This window comes from Lysinibacillus sp. CD3-6, assembly GCF_006351725.2.
GTDB lineage: Bacteria > Bacillota > Bacilli > Bacillales_A > Planococcaceae > Lysinibacillus.
Genome location: NZ_CP085880.1, coordinates 489,455 through 505,526, shown reverse-complemented (window position 1 = coordinate 505,526; position 16,072 = coordinate 489,455). Strand labels below are relative to the sequence as shown.

The 16,072-nt window shown below is 37.1% G+C and carries 12 protein-coding genes, 1 riboswitch and 1 other annotated feature; of the genes, 4 read left to right on the top strand and 8 right to left on the bottom strand.

The genetic code is table 11. The features are described 5' to 3' along the window. The first annotated feature begins 226 nt into the window (after positions 1-226). Positions 227-1,489 carry a threonine ammonia-lyase IlvA gene (gene ilvA, locus FH508_RS02340; protein ID WP_173478667.1) on the top strand — a complete coding sequence of 421 codons (1,263 nt, stop codon included), beginning with the start codon at positions 227-229 and terminating at the stop codon, positions 1,487-1,489. 217 nt (positions 1,490-1,706) lie between these two features. On the opposite strand, the gene FH508_RS02335 is transcribed toward ilvA, so the two are convergent. The 5 genes from FH508_RS02335 to FH508_RS02315 form a co-directional block, all read right to left on the bottom strand. Beyond that, a complete protein-coding gene (locus FH508_RS02335; protein WP_173478668.1) occupies positions 1,707-3,104 on the bottom strand; it encodes a right-handed parallel beta-helix repeat-containing protein in 1,398 nt (465 codons plus the stop codon). Between the two features lie 102 nt (positions 3,105-3,206). Continuing rightward, positions 3,207-4,001 carry an ABC transporter ATP-binding protein gene (locus FH508_RS02330; protein ID WP_173478669.1) on the bottom strand — a complete coding sequence of 265 codons (795 nt, stop codon included), beginning with the start codon at positions 3,999-4,001 and terminating at the stop codon, positions 3,207-3,209. Further along, on the bottom strand, positions 3,994-5,022 hold the full coding sequence (locus FH508_RS02325; RefSeq protein WP_173478670.1) for an ABC transporter permease: 1,029 nt from the start codon (positions 5,020-5,022) through the stop codon (positions 3,994-3,996). The genes FH508_RS02330 and FH508_RS02325 overlap by 8 nt, the downstream gene beginning before the upstream one ends. Positions 5,023-5,249: 227 nt before the next feature. Further along, positions 5,250-6,272: an ABC transporter substrate-binding protein gene (locus FH508_RS02320; RefSeq protein WP_173478671.1), complete on the bottom strand. Its 1,023-nt coding sequence runs from the start codon at positions 6,270-6,272 to the stop codon at positions 5,250-5,252. Between the two features lie 356 nt (positions 6,273-6,628). Further along, positions 6,629-7,144 carry a hypothetical protein gene (locus tag FH508_RS02315; protein WP_173478672.1) on the bottom strand — a complete coding sequence of 172 codons (516 nt, stop codon included), beginning with the start codon at positions 7,142-7,144 and terminating at the stop codon, positions 6,629-6,631. 482 nt (positions 7,145-7,626) lie between these two features. Next, positions 7,627-7,671: riboswitch (PreQ1 riboswitch) on the top strand. Between the two features lie 6 nt (positions 7,672-7,677). Between FH508_RS02315 and FH508_RS02310 the strand changes: the two genes are divergently transcribed. Both FH508_RS02310 and trpB read left to right on the top strand, forming a co-directional pair. After that, positions 7,678-8,160, top strand: a complete 483-nt coding sequence (locus FH508_RS02310; protein WP_173478673.1) for a QueT transporter family protein — start codon at positions 7,678-7,680, stop codon at positions 8,158-8,160. A 100-nt stretch (positions 8,161-8,260) separates the two neighbouring features. Then, positions 8,261-8,459 (top strand) — a binding site (T-box leader). A 59-nt stretch (positions 8,460-8,518) separates the two neighbouring features. Further along, positions 8,519-9,682: a tryptophan synthase subunit beta gene (gene trpB, locus FH508_RS02305; RefSeq protein ID WP_173478674.1), complete on the top strand. Its 1,164-nt coding sequence runs from the start codon at positions 8,519-8,521 to the stop codon at positions 9,680-9,682. Positions 9,683-9,836: 154 nt separating this feature from the next. Here trpB and FH508_RS02300 read toward each other — a convergent pair whose 3' ends face one another. The 3 genes from FH508_RS02300 to FH508_RS02290 form a co-directional block, all read right to left on the bottom strand. Further along, on the bottom strand, positions 9,837-11,462 hold the full coding sequence (locus tag FH508_RS02300; protein ID WP_173478675.1) for a long-chain fatty acid--CoA ligase: 1,626 nt from the start codon (positions 11,460-11,462) through the stop codon (positions 9,837-9,839). A 282-nt stretch (positions 11,463-11,744) separates the two neighbouring features. Further along, complete coding sequence (locus tag FH508_RS02295) at positions 11,745-12,698, bottom strand: L-threonine 3-dehydrogenase (RefSeq protein ID WP_139860135.1); 954 nt, start codon at positions 12,696-12,698, stop codon at positions 11,745-11,747. 327 nt (positions 12,699-13,025) lie between these two features. Continuing rightward, positions 13,026-14,699, bottom strand: a complete 1,674-nt coding sequence (locus FH508_RS02290; RefSeq protein WP_228134357.1) for a methyl-accepting chemotaxis protein — start codon at positions 14,697-14,699, stop codon at positions 13,026-13,028. A gap of 173 nt (positions 14,700-14,872) precedes the next feature. On the opposite strand from FH508_RS02290, the gene FH508_RS02285 reads away from it, so the two are divergent. Continuing rightward, the gene (locus tag FH508_RS02285; protein ID WP_228134356.1) at positions 14,873-16,045 is read left to right on the top strand and encodes an FtsW/RodA/SpoVE family cell cycle protein; all 1,173 of its coding nucleotides are present in this window, start codon (positions 14,873-14,875) and stop codon (positions 16,043-16,045) included. The last annotated feature ends 27 nt before the right edge of the window (positions 16,046-16,072 follow it).

The window sequence follows — 16,072 nt, the reverse complement described above, 5'->3', positions numbered from 1 at the left end:
AGATGTCACCGACTTGGCGATTTAAAAAAATAAAATAATTCAATTACTACTAAACTCGAAAATAGGACGTTTTTTCTCGAACATTACAGATTATGCTGCCCCATTAAAACGCTATGATAAAAATGGACACCGAAAATTTAGAATTTACTAAAAATTTATACCAAAAGTCGAGAAAAATATGCTATCATAGATGAATGTTTTATACGTAAAACGGAGGATGAATACTATGGAAGTAGCTGATACTAAAACGGTGCAAGTAGAAAATATCTTAATTGCACATCACTTTTTAAAGGATGTAGTGGTACATACACCACTGCAGAAAAACGATTATTTATCGGAGAAATACGGAGCCCATATTTATTTCAAACGCGAAGATTTACAACATGTTCGCTCTTTTAAACTACGTGGTGCTTACTATAAAATTAAAAAAATTGAGGAAGAAGCTCGTGAAGCAGGTGTAGTTTGTGCAAGCGCAGGAAATCATGCACAAGGTGTTGCGTATGCCTGTGCACAACTAAAGATTCAAGCTAGCATTTTCATGCCTCAAACTACCCCTAAACAAAAGATTGACCAAGTTCGAATGTTTGGCCGTGATTGTGTTGAAATTATTTTAGCAGGAGATACGTTTGATGATGCTGCTGAAAGTGCAATGGTCTACTGCGAGGAACAAGGTAAAATCTTTATCCATCCTTTCGATGATTTTGACGTCATCGCTGGACAAGGAACGGTCGCTGTTGAAATAATGAACGACATGGAAGAACCAATCGACTATGTATTCGGTAGTATCGGTGGTGGCGGATTAATGTCAGGTGTTTCAGCTTATGTGAAAAACCTCTCCCCCAACAGTAAAATTATCGGTGTAGAGCCAGCAGGCGCAGGTAGTATGAAAGCCGCGTTTGCAGAAGGCGGTGCAGTGGCTCTTGATTGGATTGACAAATTCGTAGATGGTGCGGCCGTAAAATGCGTTGGTCACCACACATATGATGTTTGTCGTCGTTACTTAGACGATATCGTACTCGTTCCTGAAGGAAAAGTATGTACAACAATATTAGATTTGTACAATAAACACGCTATTATCGCTGAACCAGCTGGCGCGTTATCGGTCGCTGCTCTTGATAGCTATAAAGAAGAAATTAAAGGAAAATCTGTCGTCGTGATTATTAGCGGTGGTAATAATGACATTGGCCGTATGCAAGAAATAAAAGAGAAATCTTTAATTCATGAAGGATTACTATACTACTTTATCGTAAGTTTCCCTCAACGTGCAGGTGCACTTCGCCAATTCCTTACAAGTGTTGTAGGGCCAAATGATGATATTACTACATTTGAATATACAAAGAAAAACAACAAGGAAAGTGGCCCAGCCTTAGTCGGCATCGAACTCGGTAATCGCGATGACTATGACGGATTACTAAGACGCATGAAAGAGTTTGGATTCAACTACAAAGAAGTAAATAACGATATCCAATTATTTGGCTTACTCGTATAAGTTTTAGTGCCTGACACCCAAACAATTCTGAAAATTAAATTAATAATTAGTAAAAAATTTACGTAGACTCCTGCGGGAACAGCATAAAAAGTAAGCCGCAACAGACGGCGCGACAGCGACGGTTGCGGCTTATTACAGTGCCTGGCACTCAAACAATTCTGAAATCTCCAGACAAGCACACTCCTATTCTGAAGGAATCGAGCTCAAGAATACAAAATTAGTCTACAATTTTTTTTGCAGGCGAATCCTCTTCTAGCCTAAAATCATATTCGTTTGCATTAAGATATTTCGGGTCTATATAACTCGATTTGTTATCACTTTTTGAGGCTTTTTGGAATTTAGAAAAGGAAGTATATTCTTGTTCTTTCCATACCCAAATACCCTTCTCGCCTTTTTCTTTATGAAATACATTCTTTATTAGTTTGTTTTTTTGATTAGTTGTAAAATAGTTGGAGATAAAAATCCGCGATGGTCCAGCAGTTAAAATATTTCTTTCTATTACATTGTTTTTTGTTTCATATTGTAATAATAGTTGTCCCCCACCTAACCCCTTCGTGTCATTTCGATAAAGAATATTTTGAGAAATAGTAGAATTCCTCGTTCCTCCTCGATGTTCATCATAACCACCTATCGATATCCCAGTATAAAAGTTTTCATAAATATTATTATTCTTTATTGTAATGTTATCAGCGTATTTTTCAGCATGTTCGGAGGTAGCTTCTATTCCAATATCATTTTTATAAACAGTATTCTTCTTAATAGTTATATTTTTTCCACCATCAACATAAATTCCGCCTGCAGAATAATCTTTCCCATATGCGGGATTGCCGTAAGAGGAGATTTCAGTAACTATATTATTTTTGACGACGCCATTCCGCACAAAGTCTAATGTTTTATCTTTTGAAATGCCTTCATAACCAATCAAATCAATCCCGATATTATCACTCCGACGGACTATATTATTATCTACTTGAAAACCGTCAATATTTCCATTTAGAACAAGTGATTCACTAGCTCCAAGTTTCAAATCTTCCAACGTATTATGAGAAATATTTATATCTTTCATTGTGCCTGTTCCGTATATAGCAATCCCATGCCCATTCCCATCAGCTGCATTTGTTTCAATGCGCTGCACATGATTATTTTTCAGTGTAATATGGCTACTAGAGCCTGTAACATATAGCCCTATTACTGTTTCATCTGCTAAATCAGTAAATAAATCCTGAATAGTTAGATCACTGATAGTCACATAATTTTTATTATTTATCGCTACTATAGCTGTATCCCCTTCAACATCCTTCATGTCTTCTCCACTAAGAACAACTTTCTCCTTATTGTAAGCTTTAAATGTAATGGGTTTTGACTTTGTGCCACTATGTTTTACGACAAGCTTTTCATGATAGTTTCCTTTTCGTATAAAAACGGTAGTACCAGCATTTGCTTCTGAAGCCGCTTTTTTTAAGGTACGATATGGCTTTGATTTTGTACCATCATATTGATCATTTCCATCTGTCGCAACATAAATAGCTTGATTTTGCTTATCTTCTTTATTGTATAAAACAAAGACAAGCACCGTAGCAACTGCAAGTAAGAGGATTATATAAACTTTTTTCATTAAATCATTCCTTATTGAATTTATAGTGCCAGTCACCAAAACAATTCTGAATTCCCACTTGGACGATAAAAACGCCCATACTAATGTATGGGCATTTCATTTTTATCCTAGCAACGCACGGTCTGAATTCATTTTCTCGCCACGAATGCGTTCAAATTCAGCCATTAAATCAGGAATTGTTAGTTCGTGTTTACGATCCTCACCAACTTCCAAAATGATTTGACCTTTATCCATCATAATGAGGCGATTTCCTAAATCCAATGCTTGTTGCATATTGTGTGTGACCATCAGCGTTGTAAGGTTATCTTTTTCAACTAAATGCTTCGTAATGCGCGTAATAAGCTCCGCACGAGACGGATCGAGTGCAGCTGTATGTTCATCTAGCAATAAAATTGATGGCTTAGTAAACGTAGCCATTAAAAGTGATAATGCCTGACGCTCTCCACCCGATAGGAGACCAACCTTTGCCGACAGGCGATTTTCCAAGTTTAAGCCAAGCATCTCTAATGATTCCTTAAAAACTTGTCGACGCTTTTTATCAACGCCGATACGTAAGCCCCGACTCTTATTTCTAGAATACGCTAGTGCTAAATTTTCTTCAATTGTCATTGTCGGCGCTGTCCCCGCCATAGGGTCCTGAAACACACGACCAATGTAATGCGAGCGTTTATATTCTGGCAACCCCGTTACGTTATTGCCATCGATTAATACCGAACCGAAATCTGGCGTTAACGCGCCTGAAATCATATTCATCATCGTTGATTTACCAGCACCATTACTACCGATAATTGTAACGAAATCACCTGGCGTTAAATGTAGATTTATTTCCGCAAGTGCGATTTTTTCATCAGGTGTACCTTCATTAAAAATTTTATTAATGCCGTCCAATTTAAGCAAGGCCTTTTCCCCCTTGCTCTACTGGTTTTGCTTGTGTACGCTCCGCCGCTCGCTTTGCTTTACGTTTTCGTTCTTTATTTTTATCAACAAATTGAGGTACAACAAGCGCCAAAATAACGATAATAGCCGTAATTAGCTTCATATCTCCTGAATCTAGGAAATCTACACGTAATGCTAACGCTAAAATGATACGGTAAATAATAGCACCTGCGATTACAGCTAAAGTAGTTCGCATAATTGTTTTTGTGCCAAAGATTGCTTCACCAATAATAACAGAGGCAAGGCCGATTACAATCATACCAATCCCCATACTTACATCGGAGAACTTCGAATATTGTGCGATTAAAGCTCCAGAAAATGCGACAAGTGCATTTGAAAGACCTAGCCCAAGAATAATAAGCGTATCTGTATTCGCAGAGAAGCTACGAATCATACGTTTATTATCACCTGTTGCTCGAATAGCTAGCCCGACTTCTGTTTTTAAGAACCAATCCGCAATAAATTTAATTAAAATCGTGATGAGTAAAACTACAATCAACGTACCCCAAGTCTTCGGTACTTGCTGAATGCCGATGCTTTCTAATACGTTATTTAATGCAGCATCGATACCTAAATTACTCCAAAATGTTTGAAACTTTGAAAACAACGTTTCAGAGTTTAACAATGGAATATTCGGACGACCTATCGTATTTTCTGCAGTTAACCCCATGATACGTAGGTTAATAGAATACAAGGCAATCATCATTAAAATCCCTGATAAAAGCGGATTGATTTTCCCTTTTGTGTGAAGAATTCCTGTCATACATCCTGCAATAAATCCAGCAACAATTGCCACTAAAGTCGCTAAGATTGGGTGGTAGCCAAGCAGAATCATTGTCGCTGCTGTTGCCGCCCCTGTTACAAAGCTTCCATCAACCGTTAAATCCGGAAAATCTAACACACGGAATGTTAAGTACACACCGAGTGCCATAATTGCATAGATGATTCCTTGCTCCACAGAGCCAAATATTGCTGTAAACATCTTTGAATCATCTCCTAAAAAATTATCGTATCATTACGCCTCATCCCAATTTCGTCCGTGTTTTTAAGCTTGCTCGAAAAACACCTCTCAAAACATATGGCAACCGCCATTACTTTAGCATCATTCTCTCTAGCGAAGCGGCAAACACTTACTGAAGCAAGTTAAAATGAAGATAAAGCGGGGATAATTCTCCCCCGCTTCAGCTTAAAATTGACTTCACATATGCATTATTTCTCTAAAAGCTCTGCGCCCCAAGAATCTTTAATTTCGATCCCTAATTCGTCAGCTACTTTTTTATTCACTACTAATTTTAAATTTTGAGGATATTGAGCTGGCGTATCAGCAGCCGTTGCCTCACCTTTTAAAATTTTCACAGCCATTTGACCAGCCTCATAACCGATATCATAGTATTCAAAGCCGAATGCCGCTAAGCCACCACGTTCCACAGAATCAAGCTCTCCTACAATAAGTGGTAATTTATTTGCATTCGCAACATCAATGACAGACTCTAATGCAGAGACTACTGTATTATCTGTAATAATATAGAAAGCATCTACTTTACCAATTAATGATTCAGCAGCTTGTTTAACATCTGCTGAAGTTGCAGCTGAAGCCTCTTTTACTGCAAGACCTTGCTCAGCCATTACCTTTTTCACTTCTGTTACTTGTGCTACTGAATTTTGCTCACCAGCGTTGTAGACCATACCTACATTTTTAGCACCAAGTTCTTTTAAGAATGCTACTGTTTTAGAAATCGTTTCAGGATGTAAATCAATCGTACCTGTTACATTTTTCCCTGGTTTCTCCATTGATTCAATTAATTGTGCACCAACTGCATCTGTTACTGAAGTAAAGATAATTGGTGTTTCACTAGTTGCAGTCGCTGCTGCTTGTGCAGAAGGTGTAGAGTTAGCAAAAATCAAATCTACGCCATCACTTACTAGGTTATTGGCAATTGTCGTATTCAGACTATTATCACCTTGTGCAATTTGTTGATTATATTCCACTTGTAAGCCAGAATCTTCAATCGCTTTTTTAAAGCCTTCCGTTGCAGCATTTAAAGATGGATGCTCAACAATTTGTGTAATCCCGATTTTATATGTTTTTTGATCTACACTACCGCTTTCACTTGCATTATTTTTTTCGTCGCCTTTTGAATCAGATGAGCTAGAACCTCCGCTACCACAAGCAGCAAGCAGTAATACTAATCCAAATAATAGGAACGAAAGCTTTGTCATATTGCGCTTCACAATTAATCCCCCCGACTAATATCTCTATTATCTATCACACTTCACTCTAGCAAAGTGTGAATGTATCGCTATATTATCGTTATTATTGATATTCGTCAACAACATTATGAATGTTCTGACTTTTATATTTGACAAAATATTTTACTTTTTCGTACAATTTGGCGCTTTAAACCGCTAAACTGCTGCATTTCTAGCGTTATAATTCTTTTGTAATATAATAAAAAATTGTATGTCAATTTTTCGAAAGTTAAAGGTTGCTTCCCTAATCCAAAAGTCTATACGTGCATAAAAAGACCAGGTTTATAAAACCTGGTCTTAAAAATAAATTGGAATACTTTTTCTGTTTAAAATACTATTTATAAGGAACTTACAGATTCAATAGTAGCAAAAATTTGCGAGTACACATCTTGAATATTTTGTTTCTTTCCCAAAGTATATCTCCATGTATGTTCATTAATTTTCTCATCTGTTCCTAAATCGAGAAAGCCTGTAGAGAAATTAGCAGGGGCAACTTCGATAATATCATCATACTGAACACCTTCATTGACAAATGGAACGTGTACTTTAGTGGATTGCATAAAAAATGTAGGAATTGTTAACGCCCTATAAGCAGCTACATATTGGTCATCATCTGCTTCATGTAAAAATTCCTTCATAATCATAATGGCATCTAGCTCTTTAGATAGGGATTCTGTATTATATTTTAACTCCTCAAAAGTAATAACTTGAAAATCTATATTTTCTTCCCTTACTTCTGGAATCGCTCCAATTACCCCGATTTTTAAATCTCGTCCTTGATAAATACTAAATGTATTATCGCAGCCAACGACACAGATTAAAACCCCGATAAGCAAAGATGCAATTTTCTTCAAACGACATCCCTCCAGTTACGGATAAGATCATTTTACTTTATCCTATCTAATAACATAACACTCCCGTTTTGTCCTTAAGATTGTTAACGATGCATAATAATTACTAGTTGAGGCAACTGAATACGTAGCACTGAAAACCGTAGTGACCCTTACAGCTCCTGTATGAGTTGACATTGTTGAATGATAAAAATTCCCATCCGTTGTATAAAAGAATCATGCTTTGCACCCCTTTTTCCTTTTCCAAATCACCTTATTTCTAAAGTCATATAAAGTTGGTGCTATAGCAAACCATATACTCGAGTTAATTTAATTTTATCTAACACAACACCGACATTTTTTCTGTCGGTAGCCCAGTCCCTTACACTTAAAAATTGGTTTTTTATACCTACCCCAATAGATGCAATACTACGAATATTCAGGCTACACTTATTTTACACATACCTATTTACAAACCCGCACCAACACTGATATGATTGCATTTGCTCTACGTGGTTCGTAACCATCCCACGAAAAAAAACTAAGGAGAAATGAATATGAAAGTAAAGTTTTTAGCAGCAAGTGGTATTATTGCCGCGCTCTATATTGCTGTTACATTGTTAGTCGCACCATTCGGGTTTACAGAGGTGCAATTCCGTGTTTCAGAAATTTTTAATCATTTAGTTGCCTTTAATCCTCGCTTTGCTGTTGGGATTATTATGGGTGTCTTTATTTCTAACCTATTTTCACCACTCGGTGCTTACGATTTAGTTTTCGGCGTTGGTCAGACAATGATTACGCTCGGCCTATTGATTCTTATTTGTAAATTCGTTAAAAATACGTGGGCACGATTAATCATTAATACATTTTTATTTACGTGCACGATGTTTATTATCGCTTTCGAACTGAACTTAGCACTTGAATTGCCATTCTTCTGGACATGGCTTACATGCGCAGCAGGTGAATTTGTTGTAATGGCTATTGGTGCGCCGATTATGTATATGCTCAATAAGCGCTTAAACTTCAAAAACTTGATTTAACAGACGGGTCTTTATAGATTCGTCTTTTTTTGTCCCTACATGCGAAACCCATTTTCTTTCTCTTGACACTATTTTGAAAATACTTTAAAATTTTTCAATAATAAATGCTAAGAAGAAGAATAGTAGCGAGAGCTTATACTTTTAGAGAGCTGATGGCTGGTGCAAATCAGTAGTATATACTTGTGAATGGACTTTGGAGCAGCCTCAGTAATAGGAGGCCGAACTAACTCCCCGTTACAGGAGTACAAAAGTGCGCAATTTTGCGAATAAAGGTGGCACCACGGTTACTCGTCCTTTTTATAGAGGGATTGAAGTGGCTTTTTTTTATGGAAAATTAGATTAGAGGAGTCGAGAGCAGATGAGTACAACAGTCGAGCAAAAAGGATATTTTGGTGAATTTGGAGGTAGCTTTGTTCCTGAAGAGCTTCAAAATGTTTTAAATATATTAGATGAGAATTTCCAGAAATATAAGGATGATGCAGAATTTAATAATGAATTAGATTATTATTTCCGTGAATATATAGGCCGTAAATCGCCACTATACTTTGCTAAAAACTTAACAAAACAACTAGGTGGCGCTAAAATTTATTTAAAGCGTGAAGATCTAAATCATACTGGTTCTCATAAAATTAATAATGTACTAGGTCAAATATTACTTGCAAAACGCATGGGTGCTAATCGTGTAATAGCAGAAACAGGTGCAGGTCAACACGGTGTTGCCACAGCAACTGCTTGTGCAATGTTTGGCATGGATTGCACAGTTTACATGGGTCTCGAGGATACAAAGCGTCAAGCATTAAATGTCTTCCGTATGGAGCTACTCGGTGCTAAAGTCGTTGCGGTCGATAAAGGGCAAGGTCGTTTAAAAGATGCTGTGGATGAAGCATTCGCTGATTTAGTAGAAAACTATGAAACAACTTTCTATTTGTTAGGTTCTGCAGTGGGACCACACCCATTCCCTTCAATGGTGAAGCATTTTCAATCGGTTATTAGCCGAGAAAGTCGTGAACAAATTTTAGAAAAAGAAGGTAAGCTCCCAGCAGCAGTACTTGCTTGCGTAGGTGGAGGCAGCAATGCAATCGGTGCATTTGCAGAATATATCGCGGATGAGGGCGTTCGTTTAATCGGCATTGAGCCCGATAAAGCAGCGACATTAAACGAAGGTACACCAGGTGAATTACATGGATTCAAATGCTTACTATTGCAAGATGCTCAAGGTAATCCACTACCAACGTATTCAATTGCAGCTGGTCTTGACTACCCTGGCGCAGGTCCTGAGCACAGCTATTTAAAAACAATTGGTCGCGGTGAATATGTAACAGTTACTAACGAAGAGGTACTTGAAGCATTCCAAGTGCTATCTAAAGTTGAAGGTATCATTCCTGCACTAGAAAGCTCCCATGCTGTTGCACATGCATTAAAATTAGCTCCCACTTTATCATCTGAAGAGAGTATTATTATTAATATTTCAGGTCGTGGCGATAAGGACGTTGAACAAGTATTCCATATGTTAAATAAATAAAATCCCAGCAAGAACAGCACGAGCTAAAGGTTGTTAGTGGCGCAGGCGCACCATCACCAAATTAAATTGAAGTCGTAGCTACACATAGGGAAATCCCAATAGTTGTTTCATACTGAAGGCATCGAGAAATCAATTCTCGATGCCTTTTATCATGTTATACAAGCGTACTTAATTTCGGATAAATTTCAGCCACATTGTCTCGTAATTTAGCTTTTAAGAATTTCCCGACAGACGTTTTTGGAATTTCATCTAAAAAGACAATATCCTCTGGCACCCACCATTTTGCAAATTGGCTTTCTAAAAAGGCTAGTAATTCTTCACTCGTCGCTGACTTTCCTTCCTTTAAAACGACACACGCTAGCGGACGCTCCTGCCATTTGGCATGTGGGATTGCAATTACCGCTGCTTCAAAAATGGCATCATGTGTCATTAATGCATTTTCTAAATCTACAGAAGAAATCCATTCACCGCCAGATTTAATCAAATCTTTTGTACGGTCGGTAATTTTAATAAAACCATCTGCTGTACGGACCGCAATATCCCCTGTAAATAACCAACCATCCCGATAAGCGTCTTTCGTACGCTCATCACGATAATATTCATGTGAAATCCACGGACCACGTAGACGTAATTCCCCCATCGTCTCACCATCCCATGGTACTTCACCATGATCATTGACAATACTTGACTCAATACCAGCCATCGTCATACCTTGCATAGCACGTGCTTCAATACGTTTTTCAATCGGCCATTCATCCATCCATGACATATAATTCGATAATGCAACGATTGGTGTTGTCTCTGTCATCCCATAGACAACGATATATGGAATACCATATTTCTCTTCAAAAGTACGTATTAATCGTGTTGGTGAAGCTGAGCCACCACAGCAAATTGCTCGTAGTGAACTAATATCTCGTTCACGCTTCTCCTGTTCCTGTAATGCGCCAATCCAAATTGTCGGAACACCCGCCGTCAACGTCACCTTTTCTTGCTCCACTAAATCTAAAATTAAATCAGAAGTAAATTGTGGACCTGGCAGTACTTGTGTTGCACCAACATTGACACTGGCAAACGGTAATCCCCAAGCATTTGCATGGAACATCGGCACAATTGGCATCACAACATCACGCTCAGCAATCCCCATGGAATCGGACATACTAAGCATCATACTGTGTAATACTAAGCCTCGATGGGAGTAAACAACCCCTTTTGGATTTCCCGTCGTTGCACTTGTATAACACATACCTGCTGGTGCTTCTTCTTCTAAATCATCGGGAAATTCGAAGTTTTCATCCGCAGATGCTAATAATTCCTCATAAGACAAAGCATTCGGTAATGTTGTCTCTGGTAGAGTATCTTCATCTGTCATAATAATATAGTGTTTTACTGTCTTTAACTCAGATGCAATATTTTCAATGATAGGGACAAGATCTTCATCGATCATTAAAATCTCATCTTCCGCATGGTTAATAATATAAATTAAATGTTCTTCCGATAACCGAATATTGACCATGTGCAATATAGCACCAGCACATGGCACAGCAAAATACGCCTCTAAGTGGCGATGCTGATTCCAAGCGAAGGAACCAATCTTCTTGCCCTTTTCCATCCCCAGCTTTGTAAGCGCATCTGCTAACCGACGTGTTCTTTTTGCCCATTCCCCATATGTTAAACGGTGAATTGTATGCGGGCTTGTACGTGACACGATGGTCTTTCTAGCAAAATAACTTTCTGCACGCTTAAAAAAGTTTGTTAATACTAACGGTGCTTGCATCATCAAACATCCATCCCTTCTTCTTGTGAATTCCCCCAAACTTTGTAGAATATTAACATCAATTTTAACAGAATAATATTAATATTCTGAATATGATTATATTAAAAAATTAATTACGATGCTATATATTCCGAAAATTTTCTATCTCATCCTTACATTTTCTCTTCTATCCTTCTTTTCTAACACATTCAATAATGCATTTCCAAAACAAAAAAACAGGCAATGAAAACAACATTGTTTTCCCGCCTGTCTTAAAGTACAAACTTTCGATTTAATATATGTTTTTTATGAAATGGCTTTTTTTTGCAACTTAATTTTTAATTTCTCTAACATATCAATAGTCATTTTTGCTAAATCATATTCCGCTTTAAAGCCCCACTCATTTTTGGCTGCATCAGTATTGATAGAATTTGGCCAACTATCTGCAATCGCCTGACGCACTGGATCTACCTTATAATCCATACGGAATTGTGGCAAATGCTTTTTAATTTCAGCAGCGATTTGAGATGGTTCAAAACTCATTGCCGTAATATTAAATGCATTGCGGTGAATTAACTTGCTACTGTCCGCTTCCATTAAGTCTACAATAGCTTGTAATGCATCGGGCATATACATCATATCCATATAAGTACCTTCTTGAATATATGATGTATACTTTCCTTGCTGAATTGCTTCATAAAAGATTTCAACCGCATAGTCAGTTGTACCGCCTCCAGGAGGCGTTACATAAGAAATTAAACCTGGGAAACGCACCCCACGTGTATCAACGCCAAAACGATTAAAATAATAGTCACATAATAATTCACCAGCAACTTTGTTAACACCATACATAGTTGTTGGGCGCTGTAACGTATCTTGCGGTGTATCATCCTTAGGTGTTGATGGTCCAAATGCACCGATTGAACTTGGTGTGAAAAACTGTAAATTTAACTCACGAGAAACTTCTAACGCATTCATCAATCCACCCATATTTAAATTCCAAGCAAGTAATGGATTTCTTTCTGCGGTTGCAGATAATAATGCGGCCAAATGCATCATCGTATCCGCCCCAAAGTCCTTAGCTAAATCATGCATTCTTTGTCCATCTGTCACGTCCAGTACTTCGAACGGACCCTTTGTATGTTCAAGCTTTCGTATATCCGTTGCTAATACATTGTCCTCTCCATAAATACTACGAAGTTTTTCTACTAGCTCAGAGCCAATTTGACCAAGAGCACCTGTAACCATAATCTTTTCCATTTCTCCAAACCTCCACATATGAACAATTGTACTCCTGAGAAGCACAATATTTTATACTAAAACATTGATTTAATAACACTTTTGATGAATTTTATTATAATGTGTTCATATTAAAAATACAACAACAATATGTGTAATTTTCTAAAAAAGAACATACAACACCTTGTTATCAGTATATGGTTTCATATTCAAAGTGTTCTACACCATCTATAGAAAACACAATTGTATTTTCCACATGTACAATTATCTATTTTTTTACATAATAAAAGAACCTCTTTGCACTTAAATGTAAAAGAGGTTCTTCATTTTTTAATTTGAATTTTTTCATTAGATTGAAAAGCGTTTCACTGCGATTTGTAATACCTTTGAAACTTTTCTTAATTCTTTTATATAATTATGAAATTGTTGCTGTGCATTTAATTGATCTGTCGTCAATTTTGCCACATGTTTGGTCGAGGCAGCATTTGTTTCTGAAAGAGATGTCAACATCACTGCATCTTCGTTTACCTTTTTCGTATGCTCTGCTATTTCTTGAACTGTCGACGATACCTCTACTATATAAGGCTGTATATTATTTACTTTCTCTAGTATTTGATCGAAACTTGTTGCTGTTTCTGCAGTTACTTTTACACCCTTCTCGGTAGCAATTAAAACACCTTCCATCATCTCTACAGCATAGTGAGAATCTGTATGAATGTTTTGTACAATTGACGTAATAGTATTTGTTGAATGAACGGTTTGTTCCGCTAGCTTGCGTACTTCATTTGCAACGACCGCAAATCCCTGCCCATGCGTGCCTGCTCTAGCGGCTTCGATGGATGCATTCAAAGCAAGTAAATTTGTTTGTGCAGTTATTTTTTCAATAACTTCAACCATTTGGTCAATTGTAGCGGCACGTTCAACTAAATTAAAAATAGCTGTATTTGATTTTTCTACCGCTAGTTTAATCGCTTGAATTTGCGTTAAGTTTGCCTGTACAATTTCTGTACCACTCTCTGCTTCGTGTGCAGTATCGTGTGCAAAGCTCTCTACAAGATTCACCTTTTCTAATATAACTTGCACACCATTCAGTACTTCTTCTAATGAAGCTGAATTGGACGCTAATTTTGTAGTAGAAGCAGTAGTCAACTCGGCAATATTTTGCACATCCTTTGCAATTTTAACCGTAGTTGTAGAAGATTGCTCAGAGGATTGTTGCAAATTCTCCGTCATCACTTCTACCTCTTGCGCACTATTTGTCACCGTATGTAGTAATTGTTTTACTTCTGTTGCCATCTGATTATAGGATAGGACAACTTCTCCAAGCTCATCATGCGCCACGTAACTCGCATTGGCTGTAAAATCTCCCTGCTCAGCGCGTTTCAATAAAGATTTTAATTGACGTGTCGGAACATTCACTGCTTTCGTTGCAATCAAACCAATGAAAATAACTAATAGTACAACAAACATACAAACACTACCTAATAACCAATAACCGAATTGTACATCCTTTTGGTACGCTTGCTGCTGTTCCTCTGCTCTTTGAACTAAGTAGCTCTGTGTTTCTTCTAATAATGCATGAATTTGTTGGCTTACAGGTAAATAGGTTTGCTCATAAAATCGCTGACGCTCTTGCAAATTTAACTGCTCATAGCTTTCAACTAAATCTACCTGCTGGGCGAATATCGTATTATACTTCTTTACTTGATGATTCATCTTTTTATCAATCGTTAATTTTTCTAAATGACCTACAGGCTGTTCAATATTAGTTAGAATACCCGTCATCTCTTGGTAATCACCATTGGAATCCACTAAGAAATCCAATTGTCGTTGCGCTTCTTCTAGTTCATTTAGCCAACCAATCGGTAAAAGCCCCTCTGTATAACTCTCGCTTGCATGCCAGGACATTTTCCGTAAATAATCTACACTAAATATACCTATTAGAATATTTGATAGTACACATACAACCATGAGTACAAGCAGCTTATCTTTTACCTTAATATAACGAAAAAAATGCATCATCTTCGGCTCCTTCTCCAACTCTTACCATTAATCATAGTATGGAGATATAAAGCCAGTGTTATGTTTTTGTAAAATTTTCTAGAAAACTGAAGAAATGATCATATGCTTCACGGAACCTTCTTTAATTCCATTCGTTCCCTATTACTAGTTGGTTTTTCCAAAAAGGAAAGGAGGTGAAACTGTTGCAGCTAAAAAAATTTGATAATAGTTTAGCAATCAGTCTATTGTTGCTCGGTATTATTAGTTGCCTTTTCGTTCATTCTAGCAGTATAGCATTTGAACAATATGCAAGTTTGTTTATTGTAAAGCAATTTATCTATTATAGCCTTGGATTTTTAATTATGTATGGCGTCGCAACACTTGATATTGAACAACTTAAAAGAATAGGATGGCCATTTTATTGGTTTATGGTAGCCCTCACTTTTGGCTTATTTATTGCTCCTGAAAGCATCGCACGAACAATCAATGAAGCGAAATCTTGGTATCAAGTTCCACTTTTAGGATCATTTCAGCCATCAGAATTTTTAAAGTTTGCATTTTTAATTGTTGTGAGTAAAGTCATTGTTGCCCATCGAGCAAAATATGTACAGCCATCCTTCCTATCAGATATGCGCCTACTAATTACGATTGGCATTATTACTCTTCCACCGACACTTGCTGTCTATAAGCAACCTGATACAGGCATGGTTATGCTATACATGGCGATGATTATACCGATGGTTTACTTCTCAGGCATTCAAACTAAATTACTCGTAATCTTTACAGCCATCCCAGTGTCAATTGTGACTGTTATCGCTACTCTTTATATAAAGTTTAATGATTTTTTTACCGAGAAGCTATTAAGTAAATTATCTGGGCATCAGGTTTCTCGTATTTATGGGTGGCTACAGCCTTATGAATATACGGATTCATCTTTTCAGACTAGACAAGGCTTTATGGCTATAGGTTCAGGTGAGTTCATAGGGAAAGGCTATTTGCAAAATAATGTCTATGTTCCAGAAAAACATACCGACTTTATTTTTTCTGCTATCGCAGAAGAAGTAGGATTTGTGGGTGGGGCTTTTGTTATTGCACTATTATTTTTTGTTATTTACCGTATTGTCCTAATTACAGTACAAGCAAAGGATCCATTTATGACACTAATGGGCGCGGGTATCTCCAGTTTATTAGCATTTCAAATTACGCAAAATATTGGTATGACGATAGGACTTTTACCTGTAACAGGCGTAACTTTACCGTTTTTAAGCTACGGTGGAAGTTCACTACTTTCAAATTTCATGTTAATGGGGATCGTCATGATTATCCACAACTCTTATAAGGGATATATGTTTAAAGCAGGGGACTAACATAATGCAAGTAGAGATATGTACATG

Bases quoted from the DNA above. Each gene is read 5' to 3' on its own strand.
- ilvA (WP_173478667.1), top strand. From the start codon at position 227: ATGGAAGTAGCTGATACTAAAACGGTGCAAGTAGAAAATATCTTAATT.
- FH508_RS02335 (WP_173478668.1), bottom strand. From the start codon at position 3,104: ATGAAAAAAGTTTATATAATCCTCTTACTTGCAGTTGCTACGGTGCTT.
- FH508_RS02325 (WP_173478670.1), bottom strand. From the start codon at position 5,022: ATGTTTACAGCAATATTTGGCTCTGTGGAGCAAGGAATCATCTATGCA.
- FH508_RS02310 (WP_173478673.1), top strand. From the start codon at position 7,678: ATGAAAGTAAAGTTTTTAGCAGCAAGTGGTATTATTGCCGCGCTCTAT.
- trpB (WP_173478674.1), top strand. From the start codon at position 8,519: ATGAGTACAACAGTCGAGCAAAAAGGATATTTTGGTGAATTTGGAGGT.
- FH508_RS02300 (WP_173478675.1), bottom strand. From the start codon at position 11,462: ATGATGCAAGCACCGTTAGTATTAACAAACTTTTTTAAGCGTGCAGAA.
- FH508_RS02295 (WP_139860135.1), bottom strand. From the start codon at position 12,698: ATGGAAAAGATTATGGTTACAGGTGCTCTTGGTCAAATTGGCTCTGAG.
- FH508_RS02290 (WP_228134357.1), bottom strand. From the start codon at position 14,699: ATGATGCATTTTTTTCGTTATATTAAGGTAAAAGATAAGCTGCTTGTA.